Source organism: Kitasatospora sp. NPDC017646, assembly GCF_044329365.1.
GTDB lineage: Bacteria > Actinomycetota > Actinomycetes > Streptomycetales > Streptomycetaceae > Kitasatospora.
In genome coordinates, this window is record NZ_JBIRJC010000004.1 from 377610 (window position 1) to 390370 (window position 12761).

The 12761-nt window shown below is 73.2% G+C and carries 8 protein-coding genes; all 8 read left to right on the forward strand.

The window, feature by feature from the left end:
• Positions 1–132: 132 nt before the first annotated feature.
• The 8 genes from ACH4J0_RS09965 (at position 133) to ACH4J0_RS10000 (ending at position 12710) form a co-directional block, all read left to right on the forward strand.
• Positions 133–960: a response regulator transcription factor gene (locus ACH4J0_RS09965; protein ID WP_396238099.1), complete on the forward strand. Its 828-nt coding sequence runs from the start codon at positions 133–135 to the stop codon at positions 958–960.
• Positions 961–972: 12 nt separating this feature from the next.
• Positions 973–2481 carry a sensor histidine kinase gene (locus tag ACH4J0_RS09970; RefSeq protein WP_396238101.1) on the forward strand — a complete coding sequence of 503 codons (1509 nt, stop codon included), beginning with the start codon at positions 973–975 and terminating at the stop codon, positions 2479–2481.
• A 431-nt stretch (positions 2482–2912) separates the two neighbouring features.
• Positions 2913–3035, forward strand: coding sequence for a hypothetical protein (locus tag ACH4J0_RS09975; RefSeq protein WP_396238103.1), 123 nt, complete (start codon positions 2913–2915; stop codon positions 3033–3035).
• Positions 3028–4395 carry an oxygenase MpaB family protein gene (locus ACH4J0_RS09980; RefSeq protein ID WP_396238105.1) on the forward strand — a complete coding sequence of 456 codons (1368 nt, stop codon included), beginning with the start codon at positions 3028–3030 and terminating at the stop codon, positions 4393–4395. The genes ACH4J0_RS09975 and ACH4J0_RS09980 overlap by 8 nt, the downstream gene beginning before the upstream one ends.
• A gap of 327 nt (positions 4396–4722) precedes the next feature.
• The gene (locus ACH4J0_RS09985; protein WP_396238107.1) at positions 4723–6285 is read left to right on the forward strand and encodes a cytochrome ubiquinol oxidase subunit I; all 1563 of its coding nucleotides are present in this window, start codon (positions 4723–4725) and stop codon (positions 6283–6285) included.
• A gap of 37 nt (positions 6286–6322) precedes the next feature.
• A complete protein-coding gene (cydB, locus tag ACH4J0_RS09990) occupies positions 6323–7351 on the forward strand; it encodes a cytochrome d ubiquinol oxidase subunit II (RefSeq protein ID WP_396238109.1) in 1029 nt (342 codons plus the stop codon).
• A gap of 4 nt (positions 7352–7355) precedes the next feature.
• Positions 7356–10853 carry a thiol reductant ABC exporter subunit CydD gene (gene cydD, locus ACH4J0_RS09995; RefSeq protein WP_396238111.1) on the forward strand — a complete coding sequence of 1166 codons (3498 nt, stop codon included), beginning with the start codon at positions 7356–7358 and terminating at the stop codon, positions 10851–10853.
• A 48-nt stretch (positions 10854–10901) separates the two neighbouring features.
• Positions 10902–12710 carry a GAF domain-containing protein gene (locus ACH4J0_RS10000; RefSeq protein WP_396238113.1) on the forward strand — a complete coding sequence of 603 codons (1809 nt, stop codon included), beginning with the start codon at positions 10902–10904 and terminating at the stop codon, positions 12708–12710.
• Positions 12711–12761 lie beyond the last annotated feature (51 nt).

Below are 12761 nucleotides of genomic sequence, written 5' to 3' on the forward strand. Positions count from 1 at the left end.
GCCGTTCGGCGTTCCCGCACACCCGTACGCACACCACCGAGCCCACCCCTGGGGCCTTGTCGCCCAAAAACCGACCGATAAGGTGTTAATCCAACATTCATCCATGCCGCATAGCCTCCGGGGGCTAGCCTCATGCTGAACGTCATCGTCCGACCGGGAGGCGAAACCCCCGTGCAAGGCACTGTCACCACACCGGGCGGCTCCACCGTGGCCGGGGGCCAGGGCGAGGCCTTCCTCCTCGTCGTGGACGACGAGCCGAACATCCGCGAGCTGCTCGCCGCCTCGCTGCGGTTCTCCGGGTTCCGGGTGGCCTCCGCCGCGAGCGGGACCGAAGCCCTCGAACTGATCGCCGCCGAGCGGCCGGACCTGGTGGTCCTCGACGTGATGCTGCCCGACCTCGACGGTTTCACCGTCGTCGAGAAGCTGCGCGAGCGCACCAGCCGGGGCCAGATCGCCGGCCCCGCGCACGGACACCCCGGCGACCACCTGCCGGTGCTCTTCCTCACCGCCAAGGACGGCGTCGGCGACAAGGTCCAGGGGCTGGCCGCGGGCGCGGACGACTACGTCACCAAGCCGTTCAGCCTGGAGGAACTGATCGCCCGGATCCGCGCCATCCTGCGCCGGGCCGGCGGCCCCGCCGAGGACGGCCGACTGGTGGTCGCCGACCTCTGCCTCGACCCGCTCGCCCACGAGGTCACCCGGGCCGGCACCCCGGTCGCGCTCTCCCCGACCGAGTTCAAGCTGCTGCACTACCTGATGGCCAACGTCGGCCGGGTGGTGTCCAAGGCGCAGATCCTCGACCACGTCTGGGCCTACGACTTCGGCGGCGACCTCTCCATCGTCGAGTCCTACATCTCCTACCTGCGCCGCAAGCTCGACTCCGGCCCGGCGCACGGCCCCAAGCTGATCCACACCGTGCGCGGCATCGGCTACGCGCTGCGCCGCCCCCCGCAGGGCTGACCGGATCCGCTCGTGTTCAACCGTTTCACCTCCCGGCTGTCACTGCGCGCCCGGCTCCTGGTCCTCGCGCTCGCGCTGGTGACCACCGGGCTCGCGGTCAGCGACACCTTCGTGCTGGGCACCGTACGGGCCCAGCTGGTGGAGCAGCTGGACGAACAGCTCCAGCGCTACGGGCAGCCGCTGTCCCGCAAGGCCCCGGTCCAGCTGACCGCGCCGGGCGCCAAGCCGGTCGTCAGCGGGCGGCGGATCAGCCTGCCCAGCCAGTACCTGGTGCAGTGGCTGTCCTCGGACGGCAAGGTCCAGGCCGTCCTGCGCCAGCCCGTCTCGGACAGCGACCCGGCGCCGCAGTTGGCCGGACTGGACCCCACCCAGACCGCCCCGGACACCCCTTTCGACCTGCCCGACCAGCGCGGCCACCACAGCTGGCGGGTGCTGGTGCTGCCGCTCCAGCCACCCCGCTCACCGTCCCCCGGGCTCGGCGCGTACGTCTCGCCGGCCACCACCCCGACCTACGTCATGGTCGCCGTCTCCCGCGAGGACATCGACGCCACCACCGGCCGGCTGAGCACCTCCTTCCTGGCCATCGGCGGCGGCGTGCTGGTGCTGATCACCGCACTCGGCTTCTTCGCCGTCCGGGCCGGGCTGCGGCCGCTGCGGCGGATCGAGGCCGGTGCCGCGCGGATCGCCGCCGGCGAACTGTCCCACCGCATGCCGGAGCTCTCCCCGGCCACCGAGGTCGGCCGGCTGTCGATCGCCCTCAACGGCATGCTCACCCAGATCGAGGCGGCCTTCGCCGCCCGCGCCGAGTCCGAGGCCCGGATGCGGCGCTTCGTCGCCGACGCCTCGCACGAGCTGCGCACCCCGCTGGCCGGCATCCGCGGCTTCGCCGAGCTGTACCGGATGGGCGCACTGCCCACCGAGGCGGACGTCACCCGGACCATGAGCCGGATCGAGAGCGAGGCGGTCCGGATGGGCACCCTGGTCGAGGACCTGCTGGTGCTCGCCCGGCTCGACGAGGAACGCCCGCTCGACCTCGCCCCGATGGACCTGCGCACCCTCGCCGCCGACGCCCTGCACGACCTCACCGCCCTCGACCCGAGCCGCCCGGTCGCGCTCACCGGCCCGGCGGGCAACGGCGCGCCCGGCGCAGCGCCCGTGCTCGGCGACGAGGCCCGGCTGCGGCAGGTGGTCACCAACCTGGTCGGCAACGCCGTCAAGCACACCCCGTCCGGGACCCCGATCCGGATCGGGGTCGGCGGCGGCGCCGACGGGGTCTGCCTGCTGGAGGTCGCCGACTCCGGGCCCGGCCTCACCGAGGAGCAGGCCCAGCGGGTCTTCGACCGCTTCTACCGGGTCGACGCCTCCCGCAGCCGCGACAACGGCGGCGGCGGCGGACTCGGCCTGGCCATCGCCACCGCCCTCACCCGCGCCCACGGCGGCACCCTCACCCTGGACACCGCCCCGGGCGCCGGCGCCACCTTCCGGGTCGAACTGCCCACGAACGGCGACCGGCTTTCCTGAGCTTTTGTCGGTTCGTCAGTTCCTTGGCTAACCGGTCAATCCGGCGACCCATTTCGTTGCCGGAAGTCGGCACGGAGGGTGGAGAATCCGTGTGCCTCTGATCAGCGCTGCCGGGACGTCAAGGCCCGCCCGGACAAAGGATTCCCCCTTCTCCTCGACCCGGAAGGGGTCATAGTGAAACCCCGCCGCGCCTTGGTATCGGCCGCCGTTCGCGCCCGCTCGGGAGGAGGCCGCGAACCCCACCGCACCCCGGACCGCAGGGCGGGCCCCGGCCCGCCCTGCGGTTCTGCGTCTCCGGCCCCGGAAACACCTCGATCGGGTGAAGCCGCCCCCGTTCACCCGGTCGGTCCTCCGGTCGTGTGCGACCGTGCTGCCGTTGCTCGTGCGGGATCGCGCGGGCTGACCGGACCGGACGGGAAAGGGGTGTTCCCATGGGCGCGCTCGCTACTGAGGTGACCGTCGTGAACCTGGACCAGGTGCTTCGGGAGCTGTGGAAGTCCTCGGACCTGCCCGAGGGCTATCGCCCGGAGATCACCGGGGAGCCCCGTGTCTGACCGGACCGTCTCCTTCAGGCGCGACCTGTCCGAGTGGCGGATCGCCCTGGTCGCGTGGCGGCTCCTGGTGCTGCAGGCCGCGGACCCGGCGGTGGGGGCCGGGATGCAGGAGCACTCCACCTACCGGGCGCACCCCTGGCGGCGGATCGAGCACACCCTGGGGAGCGGCCGGCGGCTGTTCTACCAGGACGCGGACACCCTGCGGCGGGAGGTCGCGCGGCTGGACCGGTCGCACAAGCGGATCCGCGGGACGATGCCGGACGGCCGCCCCTACGACGCACGGGACCCTGCCACCAGGGTGTGGGTGCTGCTGACGCTGTTCGAGTGCGTGGCGGCCATGCGGCGGCTCGGTGGGGATCCTTACGGCGTCGGTCAACTGGAGTCGGCGTACCGGGATTTCAGGGAGTCGATCGCCGCCTTCGAGCTGCCGGATGAGGAACTCCCCAAGACGGCCGCCGACCTGCCCGCCTACTTCGCCCGGTACGCCCGCGAGAAGCTCGAGTTCACCGAGTCGGCCCGCTACCTGCTGGACGACATCCTGCGCGAGGCCCCCCGGCCGCGCCGGCTCTGGTTCCTCGGGGACGCCGGCTGGCGGGCCGTCCGGGGGGTCGTGGCCAGGGTGATCCGGGAGCTGACGGTGGCGGACCTGCCGCCGGTGGTGCGGGAGCGGTTCGGTCTGGCCCGGACCCGCCGCGGGGCGCTGCTGTCCGCCGTGCTGCACCGGGGTGCCGGGGCCGTCGTCCCGCTCCTTCCGGACCGGGTGCGCTACCGCTCCCCGGACGCGCGGCAGCGGCCGCCGGGCCGGCTGCGTCCGCAGCGGAAGGACGCCCGCGTCTCCCGGGTGGACCGGTTCTTCCGGGAGGTGCTGGACCAGACCGGGGACGGCTTCATCACCGTGCACGACCTGCGGGCGATGGCCCACAACGTGTGCTGGCAGCTGGAGTTGGACGAGGAGGCCGAGGCGCGGGTGTACCGGGCCTTCGACGGCTGGTGGGAGCAGCTGCGCACGGCGATGGACGCCAACGGGGACGGCAAGGTGAGCCGGGAGGAGTTCACGGCGGCCACCCTGGCGGGCCTCGACCGGGACGAGGCCTACCTGGAGCAGGGGCTGCTGCCCGCGCTGCGGGCGGTCTTCGTCGCGGCCGACACCGATGGCAGCGGCTTCCTGGAGTTCGACGAGTACCGCGCGGTGTTCGGTGGCCCGCGCGTCCATCCGGCCGAGCTGTCGCACGGCTTCCGCCGGCTGGACGCGGACGGGGACGGGCGGATCACCCTGGACGAGTTCGTCGGCGGTTTCACCGGGTTCTTCACGGCCCGGGCCGACTCCACCCCGGGGGCGCAGCTCCTCGGCCGCCCGTAATCACGGCGCTAGCACGCCCCGTTCGCCGGAGCGAGCGGGGCGTACTGCTGTCAAGCGCCGGTTCGGCCAAGAGCGGGCGGCCGTCCGCCGGGTCGTTCGTTGCCGCGCCCCACGCCGGTCCGCAGACTGTGCTCACCGTCACGCACCGCCACGCCCTGTCAACCCCACCCCACCTGCGGTTCCCCCGTAAGGATGGTGGATACTGTGCTTGTGAACGTGTTCACGTTCACAAGCGGACAAGTCTGCGTGGTTGAGCAGCGGTCTACGACCAGAGATGAAGTTTGTCCGAAACAGCCCTGGAAGCAGGGCCGGCGGAGAGAGGGCGACGTGGAACTGGCAATCGCTCACGAGACGATCGCGCGATGGCAATTCGGCATCACCACCGTTTACCACTTCCTCTTCGTGCCGCTCACCATCAGCCTGGCCGCGATCGTGGCCGGGCTGGAGACCGCCTGGGTGCGTACGAACAAGGAGAAGTACTTCCACGCGACCAAGTTCTGGGGAAAGCTCTTCCTCATCAACATCGCGATGGGCGTCGTCACCGGAATCGTGCAGGAATTCCAGTTCGGCATGAACTGGTCCGACTACTCCCGCTTCGTCGGTGACGTCTTCGGCGCCCCGCTCGCGATGGAGGCGCTGATCGCCTTCTTCTTCGAGTCCACCTTCATCGGCCTGTGGATCTTCGGCTGGGACAAGCTGCCGAAGAAGATCCACTGCGCCTGCATCTGGATGGTCTCGCTGGGCACCGTGCTCTCCTCCTACTTCATCCTGGCGGCCAACTCCTGGATGCAGCACCCGACCGGCTACGCGATCGACAAGGCCACCGGCAAGGCGCGGCTCACCGACATCACCGAGGTGCTGTTCCAGGACACCACCCTCACGGTGGTCTTCCACACCCTGACCGCCGCCTTCCTCACCGGCGCCGCCTTCATGGTCGGCATCGCCTCCTTCCACCTCTGGAAGGCCAGGCGGCTGCTCGTGAAGAGCGGAGGGGTCGAGACCGCCGACCCCAGGAAGACCGCCGTGATGCGCACCTCGCTGCGCCTCGGCCTGGTGCTCGCGGTCGTCTTCGGCGCCGGCACCGCGCTCAGCGGCGACACCCTCGGCAAGGTCATGTTCGAGCAGCAGCCGATGAAGATGGCCGCCGCCGAAGCGCTGTGGGACACCCAGTCGCCCGCGCCGTTCTCGATCTTCGCGGTCGGTGACGTCGGCAAGGGCCACAACTCGGTCGCGCTGGAGGTCCCCGGGGTGCTGTCCTTCCTCGCCCACAGCGACTTCAGCTCGTCCGTCCCCGGCGTCAACGACACCGCCGCCGCCGAGGCCGCCGCCCACGGCGGCAACCCCAAGGACTACATCCCGAACGTCTTCGTGACCTACTGGGGCTTCCGGTTCATGATCGGCTTCGGGATGACCTCCTTCGTGGCCGGCCTGATCGGCCTCTGGACGACCCGTCGGAAGTTCCTGCTGCGCCCCGAGTTCCGCACCGGCGACACCGAGGTGCCCCGGCTGATGCTCACCCCGAGGCGGGAGCTGAGCCCGCTGCTCACCAGGTGGAGCTGGCGGATCGGCATCCTGACCATGGGGTTCCCGCTGATCGCCAACAGCTTCGGCTGGATCTTCACCGAGATGGGCCGCCAGCCCTGGGCGGTGTTCGGACTGATGACCACCGCCAGCGCCGTGTCCCCCAACGTGGGCGTCGGCACCCAGATCGGCGCCCTGGCCACCTTCACCACGCTGTACGCGGTCCTCGCCGTCGTCGAGGTCCGGCTGCTGGTCAAGTACGCCAAGGCCGGTCCGGTGGTGACCGAGCAGCCCCCGGCCGAGGACCCGTCGCTGCGCGGCCCGTCCGGGGGCGAGGACGCCGACAAGCCGCTCGCCTTCGCCTACTGATCCGCGGAACTGACCCACAGATAGGAGACCCAGGGTCATGCAACTCCACGACGTCTGGTTCGTGCTGATCGCGGTCCTGTGGATCGGCTACTTCTTCCTGGAGGGCTTCGACTTCGGGATCGGCATCCTCACCAAGCCGCTCGCCCGGGACACCGCCGAGCGCCGGGTGCTGATCAACACGATCGGCCCGGTCTGGGACGGCAACGAGGTCTGGCTGCTGACGGCCGGCGGCGCCACCTTCGCCGCCTTCCCGGACTGGTACGCGACGCTGTTCAGCGGCTTCTACATCCCACTGCTGGCCATCCTGGTCTGCCTGATCGTCCGCGGCGTGGCCTTCGAGTACCGGGCCAAGCGCGATGGCGCCCGGTGGCAGCGCAACTGGGAGGAGGCCATCTTCTGGACCTCCCTCCTGCCGGCCTTCCTGTGGGGCGTGGCCTTCGCCGACATCGTCCGCGGCGTGGACATCGACGCGCAGAAGAACTACGTCGGCGGCCTCGCCGACCTGCTCAACCCGTACGCGCTGCTCGGCGGACTGGTGACGCTCACCCTGTTCACCTTCCACGGCGCGGTGTTCGCCGCCCTCAAGACCGTGGGCGAGATCCGCGAGCGGGCCCGCAAGGCCGCCCTCCAGGCGGGCCTGGCAGCCGCCGTCCTCGCCCTCGTCTTCCTGGTCTGGACCCAGACGGACAGCGGCAACGGCCGCAGCCTCGCCGCCCTGGTGGTCGCCGTGCCGGCCCTGGCCGGCGCCCTGGTGGCCAACCGGCTCGGCCGCGAGGGCTGGGCGTTCGTCCTCTCGGGGGCGACCATCGTGGCCGCGTTCGCGATGCTCTTCCTGGCGCTCTTCCCGAACGTCATGCCGTCCACGCTGAACCCGGCGTGGAGCCTGACCGTCGGCAACGCGGCCTCCTCGCCGTACACCCTCAAGCTGATGACCATCGTGGCCGCCGTGTTCACCCCGCTGGTGCTGCTCTACCAGGGCTGGACGTACTGGGTGTTCCGCAAGCGGATCGGGGTGCAGCACATCCCCGCCGGTCACGGGCCGGCCGCCCCGACCGACCGGGCCTGACGCCGTGAAGCCGGTCGACCCCCGACTCCTCGGGTACGCCCGCACCACCCGTGCCTTCCTCGCCGGATCCGTGCTCCTCGGCGCGGCGGGCGCGGCCCTGGTGGTCGCCCAGGCGAGCCTGATCGCCGAGATCGTGGTCCGCGCCTTCCAGCGCGGCGCCACCCTCGGCGAACTGACCACCCCGCTGGCGCTGCTGGCGCTCACCGCCGCCGGACGCGGGCTGGTCGGCTGGCTCACCGAACTCACCGCGCACCGGTCCGTCGCCCGGGTGAAGTCCACCCTGCGGCGCCGACTGCTCGACCACGCCACCGCGCTCGGCCCGTCCTACCTGGCGGGCCGGCGCACCGGCGAACTCACCACCCTGGCCACCCGGGGCATCGACGCCCTCGACGACTACTTCGCCCGCTACCTGCCGCAGCTCGCCCTGGCCGTGGTCGTCCCGGTGATCGTGCTGCTGCGGATCGCCGGCGCCGACGTCACCTCGGCCGCGGTCATCGCCGGGACGCTGCCGCTGATCCCGCTGTTCATGGTGCTGATCGGGATGGCCACCCAGTCCCGGATGGACCGGCAGTGGAACACCCTGGCCCGGCTCTCCCACCACTTCCTCGACGTGGTCGCCGGCCTGCCCACCCTCAAGGTCTTCAACCGGGCCCGCAGCCAGGCCGCCACCATCGCCCGGATCACCGCCGACTACCGCAGGGCCACCCTGCGCACCCTGCGGATCGCCTTCGTCTCCTCCTTCGCGCTGGAACTGCTCTCCACCCTGTCCGTCGCGCTGGTCGCGGTCACCATCGGCTTCCGGCTGGTGGACGGCTCCCTCGACCTGGAGACCGGACTGCTGATCCTGATCCTCGCCCCCGAGGTGTACTTCCCGATCCGCCAGGTCGGCGCGCTCTACCACTCCAGCGTGGAGGGGCTCACCGCCGCCGACGAGGTCTTCCGGGTGCTGGAGACCCCGCTGCCCGCCGCCGGGACCGTCCCGGCCCCCGACCTCACCGGCGCCGTGATCACCGCCGAGGGCCTGATCGTACGGCACTCCGGGCGCGCCCTGCCCGCCCTGGACGGCGCCGCGCTGACCCTGGCCCCGGGCTCCAGCACCGCCCTCACCGGCCCCAGCGGAGCCGGCAAGTCCACCCTGCTGGCCGTCCTCCTCGGCCTCACCGCCCCCGAGGCCGGCACCGTCCGGATCACCGCCGCCGACGGGCGCACCCACGACCTCGCCGAACTGGAGCCCGGCAGCTGGCGGCGCCAGATCGCCTGGGTGCCGCAGCACCCGCACCTGTTCGCCGGAACCGTCGCCGACAACCTGCGGCTCTACCGGCAGGAGGCCCCGGACGAGCAGCTGTGGACGGCGCTGCGTGCCGCGCACGCGCTCGACTTCGTCACCGACCTGGACGCCGAACTGGGGGAGGACGGTGCCGGACTCTCCGCCGGACAGCGCCAGCGCCTCGCGCTCGCCCGGGTCCTGCTCGCCGACGACCGGCCGCTGGTGCTGCTGGACGAACCCACCGCCAACCTGGACGGCGCATCCGAGGCCGCCGTCGTGGACGCCGTCCGCACCCTCGCCGAGGACCCGGCGCGCACGGTGCTGGTGGTCGCCCACCGGCCGGCCCTGCTGGCCGTCGCGGACCGGCGGGTCCGGCTGGCCGGGACCGAGCGCCCGGAGGCGAGCGGGCGGGGCACCGAAGCGGTTGTTCCGCCGGCCCACGGCGGGAAGCCGACCCCGGCACCCGCCGTGCCCGAGGAGCCCGGGGCCGAGCCCGCCGCCCCCCGGCTGGCCCTGTCCGTCCTGCTCGGCGCGCTCGCCCTCGGCAGCGCCGTCGCCCTGATGGCCACCTCCGGCTACCTCATCTCCCGGGCCTCCCAGATGCCCCCGGTGCTCTACCTGATGATGGCCGTCACCTCCGTACGGGCCTTCGGCATCGGCCGCAGCGTCTTCCGCTACGCCGAACGGCTGGTCTCCCACGACGCCGTGCTGCGCACCCTCGGCACCCTGCGGGCCGCCGTGTACCGCCGGCTGACCGTGCTCGCCCCGGCCGGGCTGCCCGCCTTCCGGCGCGGCGACCTGCTCTCCCGGCTGGTCGCCGACGTCGACGCGGTCCAGGACCACCACCTGCGGTGGCGGCTGCCCGCCGCCGTCGCAGCGGTCGTCGCGCTGGCCTCGACGGTCGCGATGGGCGCCTTCCTGCCCGCCGCCGGACTGGTGCTCGGTCTCGGGCTGCTGCTCGCCGGGGTGCTGGTGCCCGCGTTCGCCGCTCGCTGGTCCGCCGGTGCCGAGCGCCGTCAGGCCCCCGCCCGCGGGCACCTGGCCACCTCCGTGGTGGACGCCTTCACCGGCACCGCCGAGCTCACCGTGGCCGGCGCGCTGCCCCGCCGACTGGCCGCCGTCCGCACCGCCGACGCCGCGCTGACCGGGCTCGCCGCCCGCTCGGCCGCCACCACCGCGCTCGGCACCGGGCTGATCGCGCTGCTCACCGGACTGACGGTGGTGGGCGCGGCGGCCGTCGGCATCCAGGGGGTGCGCGGCGGCGCGCTCGCGCCGGTCTGCCTGGCCGTCGTGGTGCTGACCCCGCTGGCCGCCTTCGAGGCCGTCACCGGGATGCCGCTCGCCGTCCAGGCCCGCCAGCGCAGCCGCGCCGCCCGGGCCCGGCTGGACGAGGTTCTGGCCGCCCCGGCGCCGGTCGCGGAGCCTGCCGAACCGCTGACCCTTCCGGAGCAGCCGCTGCCCGTCGCGGTGCGCGGGCTGACCGTACGGCACCCCGGGCGGAGCGTGGACGCGCTGGCCGGGGTCGACCTCGACCTCGCGCCCGGCCGCCGGATCGCCGTGGTCGGCCCCTCCGGCTCCGGCAAGACCACGCTCGCCCAGGCGCTGCTGCGCTTCCTGGAGCCGGCCGCCGGAGCGGTCACCTTCGCCGCCGGTCGTCCACAGGCTGTGGACAGCCGTGCGCTCACGGGCGAGGACGTCCGCCGGGTGATCGGCCTCTGCGCGCAGGACGCCCACGTCTTCGACAGCTCGCTGCGCGAGAACCTGCGGCTCGCCCGACCGGGTGCCGACGAGGAGGACCTGCGCGCCGCGCTCGCCGCCGCCCGGCTGCTGGACTGGACCGCCACCCTGCCCGAGGGTCTGGACACCATGGTCGGCGAGCACGGCGCCCGGCTCTCCGGCGGCCAGCGCCAGCGCCTCGCGCTCGCCCGGGCGCTGCTCGCCGACTTCCCCGTCCTGGTCCTGGACGAGCCCGCCGAGCACCTCGACCTGCCCACCGCCGACGCGCTCACCGCCGACCTGCTGGCCGCCACCGCGGGCCGCACCACGGTGCTGATCACCCACCGGCTCGCCGGCCTGGACGACGGCACCGTGGACGAGGTGCTGGTGCTGGACGGCGGGCGGGTCGCCGAGCGCGGCCGCTGGTCGGAACTGATGGCCGACCCGGACGGCCGGCTGCACGCGATGTGGCGGCGGGAGCGGGAGGCGGACGGCCTGCTGGAGCCGGTGGGCGCGTGATCGTTGCTCCGACCTTCGGCTGAAAACCGTACAAACTAGGCTTTCTGCATGGACCCCACGCCAGACCCTCCCGAGGCCGTGCCCGAGCCGACACCCCACCGGGTGCCCGAGATCGCCTCGCTCGGGCTGGACACCCTGGTCACCGAGGTCGCGGAACGCCTCCAGTCCGCCGCCGCGGTCACCGACCGGATGCAGCGGCTGCTGGAGGCGGTGGTCTCCATCGGGGCCGGGCTCGACCTGCACGCCACCCTGCACCGGATCGCCACCGGCGCCGCCGAACTCGTCGACGCCCGGTACGCGGCCCTCGGCGTGATCGCCCCCGGCGGGGACGGCCTGGCCGACTTCATCCACGTCGGCATCGACGACGCGGCCGCCGCCGGGATCGGCGAACTGCCCGCCGGCCGCGGCATCCTCGGCGCGCTCATCGACCGCCCCGAACCGCTGCGGCTGACCGAGCTCGGCGCCGACCCCCGCTCCTCCGGCTTCCCCTCGCACCACCCGCAGATGCGGACCTTCCTGGGCGTGCCGATCCGGATCCGCGAGGAGGTCTTCGGCAACCTCTACCTCACCGAGAAGAAGGGCGGCGGTGCCTTCACCCCCGAGGACGAACAGGTGGTGCACGCGCTCGCCGCGGCCGCCGGCGTGGCCATCGAGAACTCCCGGCTGTACGAGGAGGGGCGCCGCCGCGAACGCTGGATCGCCGGTGCCGCCGCCGTCACCACCGCCCTGCTCTCCGCCGAGCAGGCCGAGGGCGCGCTGACCGTCGCGGCCGAGCAGGTACGGGAGTTGGCGGACGCCGCGCTCGGGATGATCCTGCTGCCCACCGCCCCGGTCGGCGACGGGGACTGCCAGATGCGGGTCGCCCACGCCTCCGGCGAGGCCGCCGAGTTCGTCCGCGGCGAGCTGCTGCCCAAGGACAGCTTCGCCGCCCGGCTGCTGGAGGGGGACAGCGTCTACCTGGACGACATGTCCGGCGACCCCACCGTGGTGATGCGGCTCGCCCGCAGCTTCGGCCCGTCGATGGCCGTGCCGATGGTCGCCCGCGGGCGGGTGCTCGGCGGGCTCTGCGTCTGGCGCCCGCGCGGCGCGCTGCCGTTCACCGACTCCGAGAAGCAGCTCGCCGAGACCTTCGCCTCGCAGGCCGCCCTCGCCCTGCGGCTCGCCGAGGGCCAGCGCGACCAGCAGCGCCTGGCCGTCTTCCAGGACCGCGACCGGATCGCCCGCGACCTCCACGACCTGGTGATCCAACGGCTGTTCGCCACCGGGATGATGCTGGAGAGCGCGGCCCGCCGGGCCGTCGTCCCCGAGGTGAGGGTCGGCATCGGCAACGCGGTGGACGAGCTGGACGCCACCATCCAGGAGGTCCGCACCACCATCTACGCCCTCCAGCACGACAACCACGGCGACGCCCCCGACACCCTGCGCACCCGCGTGCTGCGCGAGGCCAGCCAGGCCGCGGCGGCGCTCGGCTTCAAGCCCTCGGTGAGCTTCGTCGGACCGGTGGAGAGCCTGGTCGGCGAGAACACCGGGCGCCAACTCCTCGCCGCGCTGCGGGAGATGCTCTCCAACACGGCCCGGCACGCCCGGGCCTCCCGGGTCGGCGTGGAGATCGACGCCACCGTCCACCTGGGCGACGCCGGCCGGCCCGTCGGCGGCGACCCGGAGTCGCTGGACCGGGGCGGGCGGCCCGGCGTGCTGCTCAGCGTCACCGACGACGGGGTCGGCATCCCGCAGGGCGGGCGGCGCAGCGGACTGCTCAACCTGACCCGGCGGGCGGAGGCGCTCGGCGGGGCCGCCTGGCACGAGAGCGGTCCGTACCGGAAGGGGACCGTGGTCCGCTGGACCGCGCGGCTATAAGGGCTCTGGTGCCGACGACCGACACCACGCACCAGCCGCACGACCCGGCGG

Bases quoted from the DNA above. Each gene is read 5' to 3' on its own strand.
- ACH4J0_RS09975 (WP_396238103.1), top strand. From the start codon at position 2,913: ATGGGCGCGCTCGCTACTGAGGTGACCGTCGTGAACCTGGACCAGGTG.
- cydB (WP_396238109.1), top strand. From the start codon at position 6,323: ATGCAACTCCACGACGTCTGGTTCGTGCTGATCGCGGTCCTGTGGATC.
- ACH4J0_RS09965 (WP_396238099.1), top strand. From the start codon at position 133: ATGCTGAACGTCATCGTCCGACCGGGAGGCGAAACCCCCGTGCAAGGC.
- ACH4J0_RS10000 (WP_396238113.1), top strand. From the start codon at position 10,902: ATGGACCCCACGCCAGACCCTCCCGAGGCCGTGCCCGAGCCGACACCC.